We start from the raw sequence: 17922 nt of genomic DNA, 5'->3' as shown, positions 1-17922 counted from the left end.
CGCTGGATTACTTCAGGGTCTCTTCGAACAGCTTGAGGATGCGCTTGTACTGGTCCAGCCAGGAATCGGCACGCACATAGCCGTGGCGCTCCAGCGGGTACGGCGCAATCGTCCAGTTGTCCTTGTGCAGCTCGATCAGTTTCTGGGTGAGGTTGACCGAGTCCTGGAAGAACACGTTGTCGTCCATCATCCCGTGCGCGATCAGCAGGTGATCCTGCAGGCCTTCGGCGTATTCGATCGGCGACGACGTGCGGTACGCCTCCGGGTCGATGTCCGGGGTGTTGAGGATGTTGGCGGTGTAGCCGTGGTTGTACTGGTGCCAGTCGACCACCGGACGCAGCGCGGCACCGGCCTTGAACGTGCCCGGCGAGCGGAACAGCGCCATGAAGGTCATGAAGCCGCCGTAGGAGCCGCCGTAGATGCCGGCGTGGTCGCGGTCGCCCTGCTTGGTCTGGACCAGCCAGTCCAGGCCGTCCTTGTAGTCTTCCAGTTCCGGATGGCCCATGTTGCGGTAGATCGCCGTGCGCCAGTCGCGGCCATAGCCTTCGCTGCCGCGGTAATCCATGTCCAGCACGATGTAGCCCTTCTGCACCAGCAGGTTGTGGAACATCTGCTCGCGGAAGTAGGCGGGGTAACGCTGGTGCACGTTCTGCAGGTAACCGGCGCCGTGCACGAACATCGCGATCGGGTACTGCTTGCCCGGCGCGAAGGTCTCCGGGCCGTAGTACTTGGCCCAGACCACGCCGGCGCCGTGCTTGGACGGCACCTGCACCAGCTTGGGCTGGATCCACTCGCGCGCCTTGAATTCAGCGCTACGGGTATCGGTCAGCACCTTGGCCTGGCCGCCGGCGGTGGGCACCACGGCCAGCTGGGTCGGCAGGTAGGCGCCGGAGTAACGCACCAGCAGCTGCTGGCCGTCCGGGGAGAGCGAGAAGTCTTCCACGCCATTGAGCGAGGTCAGCTCACGCACCTGCCTGCTGGCGCTGTCCACCGCGCACACTTCGTAGTCGCCCGGCGACTGCTGGTTGCACAGGACGTAGAACCCGCGGCCGTCTGCGCTGGGGACCGGCATCGAGGTTTCCCACTTGCCGCCGGTCAGCGCCTGCGGCTTCGCCGTGCCCTGCTGGGTGTACAGGTGCGAATAGCCGGATTCTTCGGACAGCAGCCACAGCGTGCGGTTGTCGTTGGACCAGCCGAAATCGTTGAAGCTCCAGTTGATCCAGGCGCTGTCGGTCAGGCGATGACGCGTCTCCAGCTTGCCGCTGGTCGGGGTCACGCTGGCGATCCAGCGGTCCTTGTTGTCGTTGGCACGCAGCATGATCGCGGCCTGCTGGCCATCGGGGCTCCAGCGGATGCCGGGCGCACCGGGGCCACCGAGCACTTCCACCGGGCGGTTGCCCTTCAGGGCATCCTTGCCGGCCGCCTTGCGCAGCGCGGCCAGCGGGTCGGTGGCGATGCCCGGCAGGCCGTCCAGCGACAGCGGCTTGACCGTGCCGGCGACGGCATCGACCAGCCACAGCGCGTTCGGTTCCGGATCGTTGCGGCCGACGCGGGTGCGGGTGTCTTCGAACTCTTCGTAACCGGATTCGGTCACGTATTTGGGCATCTTGCCGCCGCGGCCTTCATCGAAGCTCTTCGGCTTGGTCACCACGATCAAGGTGCGCGCATCGGGCGAGAGCACGCTGTCGACGATCTCCACGTCGGCGCCCAGATACACCGGGCCCGGCGCACGGGTGCCGTCGGCACGGCGCCAGCTGGCTTCCTGTGCCTTGAGCGCCTCGCGCTGGGCGCGATCGTTGCGCAGCGTGGCCAGGGTGCGCAGCTGCTGCTCGCGCAGGGTGTCGGCCTTGGGGGCGTCGTCCGGGTTCTTCTCGGCCTTCAGGCTGGCCACCTGCTGCACGCCGGCGGCGGCGGTCCAGTGGAACCACCCCTGGCCGGTGCGCCAGATCACGCCGCCGTCGCGGGCGAAATTGACCACGTCGGACTTCTCCGTGCTGCGGGTCAGCTGGGTCAGCGCGCCGCTGCGCAGGTCGCGCACGAACACATCACCATTGCGCACGAAGGCCGAGCGCTGGCGCGCGCTGTCGTAGACCGGGCTGTCCACGTCCAGGGTGCCGCGCTGGTCATCGCCGACCTGGGCGGCCACGCCACCGGCCACCGGCTGGCGGAAGGTGTCGCGCACCGGGCTGCCGCTGCGCTTGAGCTGGTACTCGACCTGCTGGCTGTTCCAGGACCACCACGCGCTCTCGACCGGCGGACCGATCCAGTCCGGGTCGGCCATCGCCTGCTCGATGGTGATCGGCGTCGGCGCCGCATGGGCAGCGCCGCCGAGAGCGGCGAGCAGCAGCAGGGACAAAGGCAGCGTTCTGGGCATTGCGGGCGGCACCGTAGTAGAAAACCCGGCAAGCGTAGCAGCCGCAAGGACCGGGGGAGGGGGCCACAGGTCATGGGCGGGCGCTCCTGCGGCCGGCAAGCGGTGGACGGTGGGTCGGGCGCTGGGCCCCATCCCCTTGGAGGCGAAATAAAGGAGGAGGGGGCGGCCGCAGGCCGACGCCGGGGGACATTCGCCGGAAAGGGTATGGGGGCCCAGCGCCCGACCCACCTGCGACAAAGTGAAGCAGCGCGTCACCGGGTCGCATGTGCCTTTCACGGATACCGGCCCAGACTGGTGCGGATTTCCAGAAACCAGGCGGAGGCGTCACGTGGACGCGTTGTTGTTGTCGCGGATCCAGTTCGGGTTCGTCATCAGTTTCCATGTGCTGTTCCCGGCCTTCACGATCGGTACCGCCAGCTGGCTGGCGTTTGTCGAATCGCGCTGGCTGCGTACCGGCAATCCGGTCTGGCGCGAGCTGTACTTCTTCTGGCAGAAGATCTTTGCCGTGTCCTTCGGCATGGGCGTGGTCAGCGGCATCGTCATGGCCTTCCAGTTCGGCACCAACTGGCCACGGCTGAGCGAGGTCGCCGGGACGGTGATCGGGCCGCTGCTGACCTATGAAGTGCTCACCGCGTTCTTCCTGGAGGCCAGCTTCCTGGGCGTGATGATGTTCGGCTGGGGCAAGGTCTCGCCGCGCCTGCATTTCTTCTCCACCTGCATGGTCGCGCTGGGCACGCTGGTATCCACGTTCTGGATCCTGTCCTCCAACAGCTGGCTGCAGACGCCGGCCGGTTACGAAATCATCGACGGCATCGTGCACCCGCAGAACTGGTGGCAGGTGGTGTTCAACCCGTCCTTCCCGTATCGCCTGGCGCACATGGCCTTGGGCTCGTTCATCACGACGTGCTTCGTGATCGGCGGTGTGGGCGCGTGGTACCTGCGCAAGGACGTGCACCGCGAGGCCGGGCGCAAGATGCTGCTGGCGGCGGTCGGCTTCGCTGCGCTGACGGTGCCGGTGCAGATCTTCGTCGGCGACATGCACGGCCTGAACACGCTCAAGCACCAGCCGATGAAGATCGCGGCGATGGAAGCGCACTGGCACTCCGAAGGCGAGGGCAAGGGCGTCCCGCTGGTGGTGTTCGCGGTGCCCAATGAAAAGGCCGAACGCAATGACTACGAAATCGCGATCCCGCGCCTGGGCAGCCTGATCCTGACCCATTCGCTGGACGGCAGCTTCGATCCGCTGACCTCGGTGCCTGCCAGTGAGCGGCCCCCGGTGGTACCGGTGTTCTTCGCGTTCCGGGTGATGGTCGGGCTGGGCACGCTGATGCTGCTGCTGGCCTGGGTCTCCGCGTTCCAGTGGTGGCGCGGCAAACTGCTGCAGTCGCGCTGGTTGATCCGCGGCTGGAACTGGATGCTGCCCAGTGGCTTCATCGCGCTGATCTCGGGGTGGTTCGTGACCGAGATGGGCCGGCAGCCGTGGGTGGTCTACGGCGTGCTGCGTACCGCCGATGCGGTGGGTCCGCAGAGCGCGTGGATGACCGCGCTGTCGCTCGGCGTGTACATCGTCGGCTATGCGTTCGTGTTCGGCTGGGGCGTCTGGTACCTGGTGAAGATCATCCGTACGGGTCCCAAGCCGCACGATCCGGCGCCGAAACTGGATGCCGGCAGCCACACCCCGGCGCGGCCGCTGTCCGGTGCCGATGAACCGCTGGAGGAGCGCTGAGATGGAAATGACGACCTGGCTGCCCGTGGCATGGTTCGCGGTGATCGGTTTTGGTGTGCTGATGTACGTGGTGCTGGATGGCTTCGTGCTCGGCATCGGCATCCTCGCGCCGATGGCCGAGGATGAAGAACAGCTCGACATCATGATGAACACCGCCGCCCCGATCTGGGACGGCAACGAAACCTGGCTGGTGCTGGGCGGGGCCGGCCTGATGGCGGCCTTCCCGAAGGCCTACGCGGCGCTGCTGTCGGCGCTGTACCTGCCGGTCCTGCTGCTGGTGGTGGCGCTGGTATTCCGCGGCGTGGCGTTCGAATTCCGCTTCAAGGCGCACCGCTCGCGCAAACTGTGGAGCGTGGCGTTCGGCCTGGGGTCGCTGCTGGCCGCCTTCGCGCAGGGCGTGATCCTGGGCGCGCTGGTGCAGGGCCTGCAGGTGGTGGACGGCCGTTACGTCGGCGGCGCGTTCAGCTGGTTCAGCCCGTTCTCGATGCTGACCGGCGCGGCGGTGGTGTTCGGTTACGCGCTGCTGGGCAGCACGTGGCTGATCCTCAAGACCGAAGGCCGCGAGCAGACCTTCGCCCGCACCTTGACCCGCCCGCTGGTGGTGGCGGTGATCGTGTTCATGGGGCTGGTCAGCGCCTGGCTGCCGTTCCTGGATTCGCGCCTGATGGCGCGCTGGTTCAGTGATGGCAATTTCTGGTGGCTCTCTCCCGTGCCGTTGCTGACCCTGGCGGTGGCCACCGCACTGTGGCGCAGCGCGATGCACCCCAAGCGCGACCTGCCGCCATTCCTGTTGACGCTGGCCCTGTTCGTGCTCGGCTTCATCGGCCTGGTGCTGGGCATGTGGCCCTACCTGCTGCCGCCGAGCATGACCTTGTGGCAGGCGGCCGCGCCGGCATCGTCGTTGAGTTTCAGCCTGGTCGGGCTGGTGATCCTGCTGCCGGTGATCCTGGGCTACACGGCGTGGTCATACCGGGTATTCCGCGGCAAGGTGCGGGCGGATGTGGGGTATCACTGAGGAAAGCGCGGTGACTCTTCCCGGTTCCGTGTGGGCGAGGGCGGTCAGACCCTGCCCGGACGCGCCGTAAACCCATCCATGGGGGCTCGTGAGCGGCATCCATGCCGCTCCAACGGTCCCGGCAGGGTCTGACCGCCCTCGCCCTGCAGAGTTTGCGTCGTCGGTCGGAAGAAGCCAGCCGCAAAAGAAGGGTCAAAGGCAGCCGACCAGCGGTCGGCTCTACCAGAGCCAGAGCGTGGCATCGCCAGATGCATCGGGAAGAAACAAACAGCGTCGACCCGGCACTGCATTTGATGTTCACCATGCGCACCAGCCAACTGTGGAAGGGGCGGTGTGGGTGGGGTGGCGGGACCATGTGTTGCCATGGATGGCAATGAGCTTACATGGGTGAAGGCGCATTGCTCGCGAGGCACTGCCTCGCATGCGACTGAACGCACAGCCGTCAGCGGCTGGGCCGGGCCGCGGAGCGGGACTTGCAGCGGGTCCCGATACCCCACCCACGCCGACCCAGGCCAGGCACGACCGGCAAATCAAGGCTTTTGGCTTCTAAAGGCTTTCAGCTGCTCAACGAGTGGTTGGCTGCGAAAAGAGCAGCCGACCAGCGGTCGGCACTACAGGGCCTGCAGCCGGCGAAGGGAAGGGCAGCCGTCGGGAACTCAGCCGTGCAGCCCCTCGATCTCCACCAGCAGCTCCGCACGACACACCTCGGCGTGCAACACCACGAACGGCGGCGCCGTCGGCAGTGCCGCCATCTGCGCCGCCACCGCCGCCATATCCTCCGCACGACGCACATACACCTTCAGCACCGACCTCGAACCCAACACCGGTGACAGCGACGGCCGCTGACCGCGCGCCGTATCCACCAGACTCTGCAGATTCGTCAGCGTCTCCCGCAACTGCTCATCCACCGCACCCGTGTGCTGCGACACATGCCCCACGATCGCCGCCGTCCCCGACTGCAGCAACGGCAGGCCCGTGGCCAACGGCGGCAGCAGCGCCCGCGAAAAACTCGGCGACTGCGGCCCGTACTGGCGTGGATAGCGGAACGCGCTCACCTGGCGCGGATTCTCCAACGGCTGGCCCGGCTCGCGCGCCGACAACCAGTACACCTGCAGGCGGCGCTCGCCATCGAAACGGCCAATGCACGTCGCCGCCGGCAGCGCGGCTTCATCCAGTTCACGCAGGCCCCGCACGCGGCCCACGCAGAAACGCCGGTAGCGCTCCTGATCGCCCTCGCCCTCGGTCACCGCATCCAGATAGTTCCAGGTCCGCAACAGATGCGGATACCCGCAGCGCGACAGGAACGCGCTCATCCGCGCGTAGGCCTCGGCCGCGGCGGTCTCGATGTCGCTGTCGATCTCGTCGATGTCCAGCACCCCGAACAGCAGCTGGCCGTTGTGCGACCAGCGCACGCCGTCGGTGACACCGTGCTCGGCGGGCGTCTCACCACGCCACACCTCGACCTGCGCCGGGCCCTGCTCGGCCAGCGGCACCTGCAGCCAGCGCGGGTCCGCCAGCGGAGCGGGGTGCAGGCCGAAGCCGAACACCGCCAGGGTGCGCGGGTCGGCCAGGGCCGCGTCACGCTGCGCCGCCGGGACGTAGGCGACATGGAACAACGCAGGTCCGGAGGAAAGGGGGGCGACTGCCGGGGCCGTTGCGTTGTCGATCGTGTTGCTCATTTCAGAATGTGAATGCTGCCAGTGCCGAGAGTGTCATGATAGCGTGCGCTCCTTTCTCGGCACCGCCACCGGTGCCAGGCGATGTCGACGACAGGCGTGGAATGGCTGGCATGGGGGGCCGTTCTGCGTTGCCACCATGGCTCGTGCCTTCTCTTGGTACCCATCCATCATGTTGGCGGGAATGATTGAGTTTTCTGTAATCGATTGGGCGGCGTGGGCGCCGGGCATCACGACCCGGGCGGAGTGGCAGGCGTGGGCGAAGGCCCCCTGGCTGCCGGCCGGCGACGATACCCCGGCGTTGTCCGAAGTGCCGGCCATGCAGCGGCGCCGGATCGAACGGCTGGGGCGCATGGCGATCCAGACCGCGTGCTGGTGCGAGCAGCCCGACGACGGTGGCCAGGTGCCGCTGGTGTTCGCCTCGCGCCACGGCGATGTGGCCCGCTCGATGGAACTGCTCAATACCTTGAGCGCGGACCAGCCGATGTCGCCGACCGGCTTCGGGCTGTCGGTCCACAACGCGATCGCCGCGCTGTACTCGATCGCCCGCGGGCATCGGGGCAACTATCTGGCCCTCGCGGCCGGCCGCGCCACGGTCGAGACCGCCTGCGTCGAGGCCTTCGGGCTGCTCGCCGATGGCGCGCCGGAGGTGCGGCTGGTGGTCTATGAATCCCCCTTGCCACCGATCTACGCCGGCTTCGCCGACGAGCCCGACCCGTTCTTCGCCTGGTGCTGGCGGCTGGGACCGGCCGACGGCCCGGGCACCCGGCTGTCGCTGGGCTGGGGCGCCGGCGGCGAGGACCGTCCCTCCCAGGGGCTGCCGCACGGCCTGGAAGCCCTGCGCTTCCTGCTCGACGGCGGGCCTGCGCTGGGGCTGGATGCCGACGGCCAGCATTGGACCTGGCAGCGCCATGGCTGAGCGTTGGCCGGCCAGGATCAACCGTGCCTGGCGGGTGCTGGGCACGGGCCTGAGCTTTGCCGCCTTCGGGATCGGCGGGCTGGTGCTGGGCGGCCTGCTGTTCCTGTCGCTGCTGCTGATCCGCGATCCGGTGCGCCGGCGCGTGCTGGCCCGGCGGCTGGTGCAGGCCGGGTTCGCTACCCACGTGTGCCTGATGCACCGGCTCGGGCTGATGACGTATGACATCCGCGGGGGCGAGCGCCTGCAGCGCAACGGTCTGCTGATCCTGGCCAACCACCCGACCCTGATCGACGTGGTGCTGTTGATCGCGCAGCTCCCCAATGCCGACTGCGTGGTCAAGCAGGGGGTGGCGCGCAACCCGTTCATGCGCGGCCCGGTCCGGGCAGCGGGCTATGTCTCCAATGACGACGGTGCCGGGCTGGTCGACGACTGCATCGCCGCGGTCCGGGCCGGCGGCACCCTGGTGATCTTCCCCGAGGGCACCCGCACGGTGCCCGGCCAGCCGCCGAAGCTGCAGCGCGGGGCGGCCAACATCGCCGTGCGGGGCCGGCTGGACATCACCCCGGTGCGGATCACCTGCACCCCGCCGACCCTGACCAAGGGCGAGAAATGGTATCGTGTGCCATCACGGCGATTTCACGTTCAGCTGGAAGTCGGGGAAGATCTCCCGATTGCCCCGTTTCTGAACGAGACCGGCGATGCGCCCAGGGGGGATGCCTTGGCGGCCAGGCGTGTGACCGATCATCTTGCCCATTACTTCGACTTCGCTGGAGACCCGACCCGTGCAGGCACTTGAGCACGAGATCAAGGAATTGATCATTTCATCGCTTTCACTGGAAGACATTACTCCCGAAGACATCGATTCCGCCGCCCCCCTGTTCGTCGAGGGGTTGGGCCTGGATTCGATCGACGCGCTGGAACTTGGATTGGCCCTGCAGAAAAAGTACGGTGTCAGCCTGTCAGCCGATTCGGAAGAGACCCGTCGCCATTTCTCCAGCGTGCGTGCCCTGAGCGAGTTTGTCGCCGCACGCCAGCCGTCCTAACGGCGCGTCAGGATTTACCCATGACCAAGACCGAACTTTTCGAGCGCATCGTCAAGATCCTCAAGGACAGCTTTGAGATCGAGCCGAGCCGCATCACGCCCGCGGCGCGGCTGTACGACGACCTGGACATCGACAGCATCGACGCGGTCGACCTGATCGTGCAGCTCAAGCCGCTGCTCGGCCGCAATCTGCAGCCGGAAGCGTTCAAGCAGGTGCGTACCGTGCAGGACATCGTCGATGTGGTGCACGGGCTGTTGCCCGGTCAAGCGGCCGCCTGACGGCCATCGCTGAAGACTGACCATGGTCCGGGTACGCGTCGCGGCGTTTGCGTTGCTGTCGCTGGCATACCCGCTGGTGGTCTACCTGTCGCTCGGCCGGTTCGAGCCGCGCTGGTTGTCGCTGCTGCTGTTCACCCTGGCCGCGCTGCGCGCGCTGACCACCCGCCAGGCGGTGTGGTGGGTGGCCGCGCTCGGCACCGGCCTGCTCGCCCTGATCGCCACGGCCTTCAACGAGGCGCTGCCGCTGAAGCTTTACCCGGCACTGGTGAACGCGGTGATGCTGGTGATCTTCGCCACCAGCCTGCGCTTCGGGCCCAGTGCCGTGGAGCGCCTGGCGCGGTTGAGCGAGCCGGATCTGCCGCCGTTCGCGGTGCTCTATACCCGCCGCGTCACCTGGATCTGGTGCGGCTTCTTTGTTCTCAACGGAAGTCTGGCCCTGGCCACGGCGCTGTGGGCGTCCAACCAGGTCTGGGCGTTCTACAACGGAGTGTTGGCCTACGTGATGATGGGTGCGCTGTTTGGCGGGGAATGGCTGGTCCGGCGACGGGTCAAGGCGGCGCACGCGCATGGCTGAGTGGATCGCCCTTGACCGGTTGGCGCTGGCGCCGCGGCCCGGCCGCATCGTCGGCATCGCCGGCGACACCGTGGTGGACCACCCGCAGTTCCGTGCGCAGGTGCTGCGCTGGCAGCAGGCATTCGCGCGGGCGCCCGGCACCGACTGGGCGCTGTATTTCGATGACACGCTCACCTTCGCCGCCGCCCTGCTGGGTGCCTGGCATGCCGGCAAGCGCGTGTTCCTCGGCGGCGACAACCTCCCGGCCACGCTGGAAGGGCTGAGCCCGCGCGTGGCCGGATTCGCCGGTGACGTGCCGGCGCGGTACGCACCGCTGCAGCCGGATGCGGAGGTCGACCCGGCGCGGGTGCTGCAGCCGCTGGATGAGGCGGTGCTGGAGCTGGTGGTGTTCACCTCTGGCAGCACTGGCGCGCCGAGCGCGATCGTCAAGCGCATGCGCCAGCTGACCCACGAGGTGGATGCGCTGCAGGCCGCCTTCGGCGAGCAGCTCGATGGCGCGCAGGTGCAGGGCACGGTCTCGCACCAGCACATCTACGGGCTGCTGTTCCGGGTGTTGTGGCCGCTGGTGGCCGGGCGCGCGATCCAGCCGCGGCGGTTCTTCCACGAAGACCTGGTCAGCGCGCTGGGCGGCCAGCCGTCGGTGCTGGTGGCCACCCCGGCCCATCTCAAACGCCTGCCCGAGCAGCTGGACTGGTCCTCGCTGGGCGGCCAGCTGCGCGCGGTGTTCTCCTCCGGCGGGCCATTGCCGACCGAGGCCGCGCTGCAGGTGCGCGCCTTGATGGGCGTGGCGCCGACCGAGGTGTTCGGCAGCAGCGAGACCGGTGGCATCGCCTGGCGCCGCTGGAGTGCCGAGCAGCCGCAGTGGCATCCGCTGCCGGGCGTGGCGTGGCGGATCGACGCGGGCTGCCTGGCGGTCCGCTCGCCGCACCTGGACGGCGACGACTGGTGGCTGACCCAGGATCGGGCCGTGGCCGATGACGGCCACAGTTTCCGCCTGCTCGGCCGCGCCGACCGCATCGTCAAGATCGAAGAGCGCCGGGTCTCGCTGGATGGCCTGGAGCAGCAGCTGCGTGCGCACCCGGCGGTGCAGGACGTGCGCGTCCTGGTGCTGCCCGGCGCGCGCGAACAGCTGGCCGCCGTGGTGGTGCCGCAGGCGACGGGCGCCGCCCAGTGGGACGATGCCGAGCGCCGCCGCCAGGCGCAGCAGCTCGTCGCACACCTGGCGCGCAGCCACGACGCCGTGACCCGGCCGCGTCGCTGGCGTTTCATCGACGCATTGCCCTTCAACGCGCAGGGCAAGGTCACGGTCGCGGCATTGGCCGCACTGTTCCGCCCGGTGATGCCCACGGCCGAGTGGCAGCAGCGCGATGCCACCACCGCCGCGCTGCAGTTCGTGCTGGATCCGGACCTGGTCGCGTTCGACGGGCACTTCCCGCAGGCGAAGATCCTCCCGGGCGTGGTCCAGCTGGACTGGGCGATCCACTACGGTCGCAGCGCGTTCGCGATGCCGCCGCGGTTCCTGCGGATGGACGCGGTTAAGTTCCAGCACGTGGCGCGCCCGGGCGACTGCCTGCAGCTGAGCCTGGGCTGGGATGCAGCCAAGTCCGCCATGAGCTTCCGCTATGTCTCCGACCACGGCGTGCACGCCAGTGGCCGGGTGGTGTTCGGCGATGCGTGAGGACACCGTTACCCGCGTGAGCAGGCCGGCCTTCGCCCCGTTGGTGGTGATCCCGGTGTACGACCACGCGCACGCGATCGGCGCGGTGGTGCAGGGCGTGCTGGCCAGTGGCGTACCGTGCCTGCTGGTCGACGATGGTTCTCACTTGCCGTGCGCGCAGGTGCTCGATGCGCTGGCGCGCGCGCACGCACCGCAGGTGACGCTGCTGCGGTTGCCGGTCAACCAGGGCAAGGGCGGCGCGATGCTGGCCGGGTTCGCCGAAGCGGCGCGCCTGGGGTACACCCACGTGCTGCAGATCGATGCCGATGGCCAGCATGAAACCGCCGACATCCCGCGCTTCGTGGCATTGTCGCAGGCGCAGCCGGAGGCGGTGATCTGCGGCATCCCGGTCTACGATGCCAGCGTGCCGAAGGCCCGCCTGTATGGGCGCTATGCCACGCATATCTGGGTCTGGATCAATACGCTCTCGCTGCAGATCCGCGATTCGATGTGCGGCTTCCGGCTGTACCCGCTGGCACCGGTGACGCGCCTGATCGGCGAGGAAACCATCGGCCGGCGCATGGACTTCGACAGTGAGATCCTGGTGCGGCTGTTCTGGCGTGGCATCAAGGTGATCAGCGTGTCGACCGCGGTCACCTATCCCAGCGATGGCGTGTCGCACTTCGATGTCTGGCGCGACAACGTGCGCATCAGCCGCATGCATGCGCGCCTGTTCTTCGGGATGCTGTGGCGCGCGCCGCGGCTGCTGTGGCAGCGCATCGCGGGTCCGCGCGCATGACCACGCCTGCACCCGGAAGCGCGCCGCACTGGGCCGACATCGGCGAGTCCACCTCGGCCGCCGGCGTGCTGTTCCTGTGCTGGGTGCATCGCTGGTTCGGCCGTTGGCCGTTCCGCCTGTGCGTCTACCCGGTGGTGCTCTGCCATTGGTTGACCAACCGGGTCGCGCGCGAATCCTCGCTGCAGTACCTGGAGCGCCTGCAGGCGCATACCGGCGTGTTCGCCTCGGCACCGGGACGCTGGCAGAGCCTGAAGCACTTCGCGCTGTTTGCCGACACCATGCTCGACAAGCTGCTCGGCCTGGGTGGCCGCTATCCACCCGAGCACATCTACCTGCAGCGCGACCTGGTCCTGGACAAGATCGCGCGCCGCGAAGGCGGCCTGATCCTCACCGCGCACATCGGCTGCCTGGAGCTGTGCCAGGTATTGGCCGAGCGGGTGCCGGGCTTCCACATCACCGTGCTGGTGCACACCGCCCACGCGCAGCGCTTCAACCGCCTGATGCAGCGGCTCGATCCGCTGGCCTCGGTGGAGCTGCTGCAGGTCACCGACATGGGCCCGGCCACCGCGGTCGAGCTGCAGCGCCGGGTGGAGGCGGGCGGCTTCGTGGCCATCGTCGGCGACCGCGTGCCGTTGCGTGGCGGGCGCACCGTACCGGCCTCGTTCCTCGGCCACACCGCGCAGTTCCCGATCGGCGCCTATGTGCTGGCCGCGGCGCTGGCCTGCCCGGTCTACACCATGGCCTGCCTGCATCATGGCCGTGGCTACCAGGTGCGCTTCGAACAGTTCACCGACCGCATCGTATTGCCGCGCGGTTCGCGTGACGCCGCGCTGACCGCGCAGGCCGAACATTTCGCCCGGTGGCTGGAAGTTCAGGTCACCCAGGCACCCTTGGACTGGTTCAATTTCTTCCCCTTCTGGGATCAGGCATCTCATGGCAAGTAAGGCCGATCAGGCACCCTCCGTCCGCTTCGGCGATGCGCCGCTGACCATCGAAGACGTGGTCGCGCTGTCGCAGCGCCAGGCCCGGGCCGTCGTCACCGACGATGCCGCGTTCACCGCGCGGATCCAGCGCGGCGCGGACTTTCTCGATCGCCTGCTGCGCGAAGATGGCGTCATCTACGGGGTGACCACCGGCTACGGCGATTCGTGCACGGTGAACATTCCGCCAGCACTGGTGGCCGAGCTGCCGCATCACCTGTTCACCTATCACGGCTGTGGCCTCGGGCGCTTCCTGGATCCGCAGGAAACCCGCGCGGTGATCGCCGCGCGCCTGGCCTCGCTGGTGCGCGGCATGTCCGGGGTCAGCCACCCGCTGCTGCAGGGCCTGGCCACGCTGCTGCACCACGATGTGCTGCCGCTGATTCCCGCCGAGGGCTCGGTCGGCGCCAGTGGCGATCTGACCCCGCTGTCCTACGTGGCCGCGGTGCTGTGCGGCGAGCGCGAGGTGATGTACCAGGGCGCGCGCCGCCCGGCCGCCGAGGTGCTGGCCGAGATCGGGATGACCCCGCTGCGGCTGCGCCCCAAGGAAGGCCTGGCGATCATGAACGGCACCGCCGTGATGACCGCGCTGGCCTGCCTGGCGTATGACCGCGCCGATTACCTGACCAAGCTCGCCACGCGCCTGACCGCGTTCAACGTGCTGGCCAGCGACGGCAACGCGCACCATTTCGATGAAATGCTGTTCGCCGCCAAGCCCCATCCGGGCCAGACGCAGATCGCCGCGCGCCTGCGCCAGGACCTGCACAGCGACCGCCCGCCGCGCAATGAACAGCGCCTGCAGGACCGGTACTCGCTGCGCTGCGCCCCGCACGTGATCGGCGTGGTGCAGGACGCACTGCCGTTCTTCCGCCAGCTGATCGAAACCGAGCTCAACAGCGCCAACGACAATCCGCTGATCGACGTCGAAGGCGAGCGCATCCTGCATGGCGGCCATTTCTACGGCGGCCATATCGCCTTTGCGATGGATGCGCTGAAGAACACCATCGCCAACCTGGCCGATCTGCTCGACCGGCAGATGGCCCTGGTGGTGGACGCGCGCTACAACCACGGCCTGCCGGCCAACCTGTCGGCCGCCACCGGTGAGCGTGCGGCGATCAACCATGGCCTGAAGGCGCTGCAGATCAGCGTCTCGGCCTGGACCGCCGAAGCGCTCAAGCAGACCATGCCGGCCTCGGTGTTCTCGCGTTCCACCGAATGCCACAACCAGGACAAGGTCAGCATGGGCACCATCGCCGCGCGCGATTGCCTGCGCGTGATCGAACTGACCGAACAGGTCGTCGCCGCGCTGCTGATCACCGCCCGCCAGGGCGTGGCCCTGCGCGAGCGCGTCGGCATGAAGGCGACCCTGCACGGCGACCTGGCCGCGATGTACCAGGACCTCGCCGGGCGCATCGCCTTGGTCGAGGAAGACCGTGCGCTGGATGGCGAGCTGCGCGCCCTGCTGGACGATATCCGCGCACAGCGCTGGGAGCTGTATGTCGACGCCTGAGCTGAGCTTCGAGGTGGCGCTGTCGCCGGCCTTCCACGACTGCGATGCGATGCAGGTGGTCTGGCATGGCAACTACTTCAAGTACTTCGAGATCGCGCGCTGCGCGCTGCTGCAGCGCCACGACTACGACTACCCGCAGATGCGCGATTCCGGCTACCTGTGGCCGGTGGTCGATGCGCGGGTGAAGTACATCCGGCCGCTGCTGTACGGCCAGGCGCTGCGCGTGCGCGCCACGATCACCGAGTGGGAGAACCGCTTGAAGATCGCCTACGAGATCCTGGATGCGGACAGCGGTGCCACGCTGACCCGCGCCCATACCATCCAGGTCGCGGTCGACGCGGCCACCAATGAAATGCTCTACCTGTGCCCGCCGGTACTGTGGGAGCGTCTGGGAGTGCAACCGCAATGAACCGTTTCCTGCGCACGCTGTGCGTGCTGGTGATGCTGGCGGTGGTCGCCCCGGCGTGGGCCGCCACCGATGTGGACGTCGTCAAACAACGCGTGGCCAAGGTCGACGTGCTGCGCGGCGAGTTCACCCAGGAGAAGCAGGTCGCCGGCTTCAAGAACCCGCTGCGCTCGCAGGGCCGCTTCGTGCTGGCCCAGGCGCATGGGGTGATCTGGACCACGCTCAAGCCGTTCCCCTCCGAGGTGGTGGTCACCCGTGACCGCATCCTCAGCCGGCAACGCGATGGCAGCAGTCGCGTCGAAATGGATGGCCGCCAGCAACCGGCGATGCGCTCGGTCAACGCGATCATGTTCGCGCTGATGAGCGGGGATGCGCAGGCGCTGTCGGCGCAGTTCACGGTCAAGGTCGAGGTGTTGCCCGGCAACGCCTGGAAGATGCAGCTGACCCCGCGCTCGGCGATGCTCGGCAAGGTGTTCGCGCAGCTCACCCTGAGCGGCGACCGCTACGTGCGCGAAGTCCAGATCAACGAGGCCAACCAGGACGTCACCCGCATCCACTTTGCGGGCATGAGCGAGACGCCGGCCACGCTGAGCGCGGACGAGGGCGGCAGGTTTGAATGACGTGCTGACCTCGAACGGCCGCCTGCAGCGCATCTGGCGCTGGCTGGCCATTGTGTGGCTGCTGGTACTGGTCGGCCTCGGCGTGCAGCAGTGGCAGCTGTGGAAGAGCGAATCCCGGATCGATACCGACATCCTCGCGCTGTTGCCACAGGACGCGCATGACCGCCTGTTGTCCGATGTCACCCGGCGCATCGCCGATGCCAATGCACGTCAGATCGTGGTGCTGCTGGGCAGCACCGATGCGGCACGGACCAAGGCGGCCGAGGCGGCCTTCCGCGACGCCATCAAGGCAGAGCAGGGCGCGGCCCCGCTGCTGCAGGAAAGCGGCTCGATCGAGGGCTGGTTCGATCAGGCCCGCGCGTTCTACGCACCGTATCGCGACCGCCTGCTGACCAGCGCACAGCGCGAGCGCCTGCAGGACGAGCCCACCGAGGGCCTGGCAGCGTCGGCACTGGCGGCGCTGTACGGTCCGATGGGCGCACCGCGCCTGACCGAATGGCGCCAGGATCCGCTGTCGCTGTGGCCGCAGTGGTGGCAGGAACGCGCGCTGGGCTCGGGCCTGCAGATGGGCGATGACGGCCTGCTGGAGGCCGACGGCAAGCATTGGTCGATCGTGCAGTACGACACGGTCGGTTCGGCATTCAAGCTGGACGGCGAGCGGCACATCGATCTGCTGCTGGATATCGCCGCGGAAGCCGCCACGAAGCAGGCACCGGGCCTGGAGGTGCTGCGTGCCGGCGTGCCGCTGCATGCCGAAGCGGCGGCAGTGCAGGCCAGCTGGGAAATCAATACGATCGGCTGGGGCTCGCTGGCGGCGGTGCTGCTGCTGGTGTGGCTGGCATTCCGCTCGCTGCGCCCGATCCTGCTGGTTGCCGCCTCGCTGCTGATCGGCTGCGGTGTCGCGCTGGCGGTGACCGTGCTGGTGTTCGGCAAGGTGCACGTGCTGACCCTGGTGTTCGGTGCGTCGCTGGTCGGTGTTGCCGAGGACTACGGCATCCACTGGTTCGCCTCGCGCCAGGCCGAGCCCGCCGACCGCCGCTGGAAGCTGCTGCGGCATCTGCTGCCCGGCCTGTGGCTGGCCCTGCTGACCAGTGCGCTGGCCTATCTCGCGCTGGGCCTGGCGCCGTTCCCGGGCCTTCGCCAGATGGCGCTGTTCTCGGTGGTCGGCCTCGCGGCCGCCTTCCTGACCGTGATCTTCTGGTTCCCGTGGCTGGATGGCGGCGAGATCCGCCGCACCGGGTTCGCCCGCTGGCTCGGCGCCACGCTGGAGCGCTGGCCGCGCCTGCATGGGCGCAGGGCCGCGGTGTTCCTGGGCGTGGTCACCGTGCTGTCCGCGCTCGGCATCGCCCGCCTGCAGACCAACGATGATCTGCGCAGCCTGCAGTCGTCGCCGCCCGCGCTGATCGCCCAGCAGATCCGCATCAGCCAGATGCTCGGCATGCCCAGCCCGGCCCAGTTCTACCTGGTGCAGGGCGACACCGCCGAACAGGTGCTGCAGCGCGAAGAAGCGCTGATCGACCGCCTGCGCGTGCTCGAGGCCGACAAACAGATCGGGGGGTACCGCGCGATCAGCGATTGGCTGCCTTCGCAGCAGCGGCAGCACGCCGACGCCGCGTTGACCGCCAAGGTCGAGCCGCAGGTGCTGGCCCAGGTGGGTGAGGCCGTCGGTGAGCCACTGCTGCGCCCGGCCTACGCCGCGCAGGATCTGCAGGCCGAGGCCTTCCTCGCCTCGCCGGCGGCGATGCCGTTCCGCCACCTGTGGCTGGGCACGGTCGGGCAGGGCGTGGCCTCGGTGGTGATGGTCGACGACCTCTCGCGCGCCGATGCGCTGACGCTGCTGGAAGCGCAGGCCAAGGGCATCGACGGCGTGCGCTGGGTCGACCGCACCGCCGATTTCTCGCAGCTGCTCAAGCACTACCGCAAGCTGATGAGCGGCCTGCTGTTGATCGGCATCGCGCTGGTATTCGCGGTGCTGTACTGGCGCTACCGCGGGCAGGCCTGGCGCGTGCTCGCGCCGACCCTGGTCGCCGGCGCGCTGACGCTGGCACTGCTGGGCCTGTTCGGGCAGCCGCTGCAGCTGTTCAACGTGCTCGCCTTGATGCTGCTGCTCGGCATGGGCATCGATTACGGCATCTTCCTGATCGAACACCGCGGCGATGCCAGTGCCTGGCTCGCGGTCTGCGTAGGCGCGGCCAGTACCTGGCTGTCCTTCGGCCTGCTCGGGCTGTCGGCCACGCCGGCGCTGCGCGCGTTCGGGTTGACCCTGCTGTTCGGCATCGGCCTGGTCTGGCTGATTTCGCCGCTGTTCCGACCACCGCCGCACGACGCACCGCACTGAGTGACCG

General features: G+C 68.3%; 16 protein-coding genes. 14 read left to right on the top strand and 2 right to left on the bottom strand.

Annotated elements, in window-relative coordinates; translation table 11 throughout:
* Positions 1-7: 7 nt before the first annotated feature.
* Positions 8-2374 carry a S9 family peptidase gene (locus ABE434_RS13350; RefSeq protein WP_346479183.1) on the bottom strand — a complete coding sequence of 789 codons (2367 nt, stop codon included), beginning with the start codon at positions 2372-2374 and terminating at the stop codon, positions 8-10.
* Positions 2375-2702: 328 nt separating this feature from the next.
* Between ABE434_RS13350 and ABE434_RS13345 the strand changes: the two genes are divergently transcribed.
* Together ABE434_RS13345 and cydB are read left to right on the top strand one after the other, a co-directional pair.
* A complete protein-coding gene (locus ABE434_RS13345) occupies positions 2703-4100 on the top strand; it encodes a cytochrome ubiquinol oxidase subunit I (protein ID WP_346479182.1) in 1398 nt (465 codons plus the stop codon).
* 1 nt (position 4101) lies between these two features.
* Entirely contained in the window at positions 4102-5115 is a 1014-nt protein-coding gene (gene cydB, locus ABE434_RS13340) for a cytochrome d ubiquinol oxidase subunit II (RefSeq protein WP_176987818.1), read from the top strand.
* Between the two features lie 656 nt (positions 5116-5771).
* Here cydB and ABE434_RS13335 read toward each other — a convergent pair.
* Positions 5772-6794: a pteridine-dependent deoxygenase gene (locus ABE434_RS13335; protein ID WP_346479181.1), complete on the bottom strand. Its 1023-nt coding sequence runs from the start codon at positions 6792-6794 to the stop codon at positions 5772-5774.
* 181 nt (positions 6795-6975) lie between these two features.
* Here ABE434_RS13335 and ABE434_RS13330 point away from each other — a divergent pair, with 181 nt between their 5' ends.
* Genes ABE434_RS13330 through ABE434_RS13275 form a run of 12 tightly spaced genes read left to right on the top strand, consistent with a single transcriptional unit; the run spans position 6976 to position 17915 of the window.
* A complete protein-coding gene (locus ABE434_RS13330) occupies positions 6976-7710 on the top strand; it encodes a beta-ketoacyl synthase chain length factor (protein ID WP_346479180.1) in 735 nt (244 codons plus the stop codon).
* Positions 7703-8506: a lysophospholipid acyltransferase family protein gene (locus tag ABE434_RS13325; protein WP_346479179.1), complete on the top strand. Its 804-nt coding sequence runs from the start codon at positions 7703-7705 to the stop codon at positions 8504-8506. Before ABE434_RS13330 ends, ABE434_RS13325 begins: the two co-directional genes overlap by 8 nt.
* Positions 8493-8753 (top strand): phosphopantetheine-binding protein, encoded by a 261-nt coding sequence (locus ABE434_RS13320; RefSeq protein WP_019185497.1) that lies wholly within the window; start codon positions 8493-8495, stop codon positions 8751-8753. The genes ABE434_RS13325 and ABE434_RS13320 overlap by 14 nt, the downstream gene beginning before the upstream one ends.
* A gap of 20 nt (positions 8754-8773) precedes the next feature.
* Positions 8774-9031: an acyl carrier protein gene (locus ABE434_RS13315; protein WP_176987821.1), complete on the top strand. Its 258-nt coding sequence runs from the start codon at positions 8774-8776 to the stop codon at positions 9029-9031.
* Positions 9032-9053: 22 nt separating this feature from the next.
* A complete protein-coding gene (locus ABE434_RS13310; protein WP_176987822.1) occupies positions 9054-9605 on the top strand; it encodes a hypothetical protein in 552 nt (183 codons plus the stop codon).
* Positions 9598-11283 (top strand): AMP-binding protein, encoded by a 1686-nt coding sequence (locus ABE434_RS13305; RefSeq protein ID WP_346479178.1) that lies wholly within the window; start codon positions 9598-9600, stop codon positions 11281-11283. The genes ABE434_RS13310 and ABE434_RS13305 overlap by 8 nt, the downstream gene beginning before the upstream one ends.
* Positions 11276-12061, top strand: coding sequence for a glycosyltransferase family 2 protein (locus ABE434_RS13300; protein ID WP_346479177.1), 786 nt, complete (start codon positions 11276-11278; stop codon positions 12059-12061). The genes ABE434_RS13305 and ABE434_RS13300 overlap by 8 nt, the downstream gene beginning before the upstream one ends.
* On the top strand, positions 12058-13005 hold the full coding sequence (locus ABE434_RS13295; protein WP_176987825.1) for an acyltransferase: 948 nt from the start codon (positions 12058-12060) through the stop codon (positions 13003-13005). The genes ABE434_RS13300 and ABE434_RS13295 overlap by 4 nt, the downstream gene beginning before the upstream one ends.
* Positions 12995-14551, top strand: coding sequence for an aromatic amino acid ammonia-lyase (locus ABE434_RS13290; protein WP_346479176.1), 1557 nt, complete (start codon positions 12995-12997; stop codon positions 14549-14551). The genes ABE434_RS13295 and ABE434_RS13290 overlap by 11 nt, the downstream gene beginning before the upstream one ends.
* The gene (locus ABE434_RS13285) at positions 14538-14960 is read left to right on the top strand and encodes a thioesterase family protein (RefSeq protein ID WP_346479175.1); all 423 of its coding nucleotides are present in this window, start codon (positions 14538-14540) and stop codon (positions 14958-14960) included. The genes ABE434_RS13290 and ABE434_RS13285 overlap by 14 nt, the downstream gene beginning before the upstream one ends.
* Complete coding sequence (locus ABE434_RS13280; RefSeq protein WP_346479174.1) at positions 14957-15577, top strand: outer membrane lipoprotein carrier protein LolA; 621 nt, start codon at positions 14957-14959, stop codon at positions 15575-15577. Before ABE434_RS13285 ends, ABE434_RS13280 begins: the two co-directional genes overlap by 4 nt.
* The gene (locus ABE434_RS13275; RefSeq protein ID WP_346479173.1) at positions 15570-17915 is read left to right on the top strand and encodes an MMPL family transporter; all 2346 of its coding nucleotides are present in this window, start codon (positions 15570-15572) and stop codon (positions 17913-17915) included. The genes ABE434_RS13280 and ABE434_RS13275 overlap by 8 nt, the downstream gene beginning before the upstream one ends.
* Positions 17916-17922 lie beyond the last annotated feature (7 nt).

This window comes from Stenotrophomonas sp. TWI1183 (genome assembly GCF_039673115.1).
Classification (GTDB): Bacteria; Pseudomonadota; Gammaproteobacteria; order Xanthomonadales; family Xanthomonadaceae; genus Stenotrophomonas; species Stenotrophomonas maltophilia_AA.
The sequence above is the reverse complement of the archived record's forward strand: the minus strand, read 5'-3'. Positions and strand labels throughout refer to the sequence as shown.